Source organism: Methanoculleus sp. DTU007 (genome assembly GCF_001512385.1).
Taxonomy (GTDB): Archaea; Halobacteriota; Methanomicrobia; order Methanomicrobiales; family Methanoculleaceae; genus Methanoculleus; species Methanoculleus thermophilus.
In genome coordinates this window covers 2,197-3,099 of the sequence record NZ_LFRO01000044.1, presented here as the reverse complement: position 1 = coordinate 3,099, position 903 = coordinate 2,197, and the positions used below count along the sequence as shown (strand labels likewise).

Genomic DNA, 903 nt, shown 5'->3' with positions numbered 1-903 from the left:
GTCGAGGTCGGACCGCGTGCACGCCAGGCCATCTTCAAGAACTACGACGAGAAGGGCACCATCGGCCTGCAGATCGCCCGCCAGATGGAGTTCCCCGAGACTGCCTACGGCATCATCGACGCACTCGATGCGCTCAACACCTCTGGAAAGGTAGTCGCCGATGAGATCCCGCAGGGCGACGGCTCCCTCGGATGGGCCGCAAACGAAGCGCCCCGTGGAACCGACGTCCACCTTGCCCGGGTCAAGGACGGCCGGGTGCAGTACTTCTCGATGCTCGTCCCGACCACCTGGAACTTCCCCACCTGCAGCCGTGCGCTGACCGGTGCGCCCTGGAGGCTCGCGGAAGTCATCATGCGTGGATACGACCCCTGCGTCTCCTGTGCGACGCACATGATTGTGATCGACGAAGACAAGAGACTGGTAGCCCAGAAACTCATTCAGTGAGCGTACACGCATGCTATTCCGTGAGATCGTGATCGCAGGATGCGGCAACCCCCTCTTCGGAGACGATGGTTTCGGTCCTGCAGTCGTCGAGGAACTCAAGAAACTACAACTGCCCGACAACGTCAAGGTTATCGACGCCGGCCTTGGCGCCCCTCACTTCCTCTTTACGCTGATGGAGGATGCGGAGGTGCCGGTCAAGAAGCTGATCATCATCGATATCGTCGATTTCGGCGCCAAACCCGGTGATGTGACGAAACTCCGGCCCGAGGACCTGCCGCCGGGCTCCTACCGGGATGCCCATTCGTGGGACCTTTCCGAGCCACTACAGCGATTAAAAGACGTCATTGATATCACGATCATCGGTTGCCAGCCCAAGCGTGTCGCTAGCCATGAGTTTGAACTAGGGCTCACTGAGGAGGTTGAGGGTGCCATTCCCAAAACAGTACGTATCGTACTGGA

Annotated in this window: 2 protein-coding genes; both read left to right on the top strand. The window is 59.6% G+C overall.

What is annotated here, in order from left to right:
- Window positions 1–444 (top strand): nickel-dependent hydrogenase large subunit (locus tag ACI94_RS05110; RefSeq protein WP_286681174.1); only part of this gene is annotated, 444 nt, incomplete at its 5' end.
- A 10-nt stretch (window positions 445–454) separates the two neighbouring features.
- Window positions 455–903 (top strand): coenzyme F420-reducing hydrogenase, FrhD protein (frhD, locus tag ACI94_RS05105; RefSeq protein WP_286681173.1); only part of this gene is annotated, 449 nt, incomplete at its 3' end.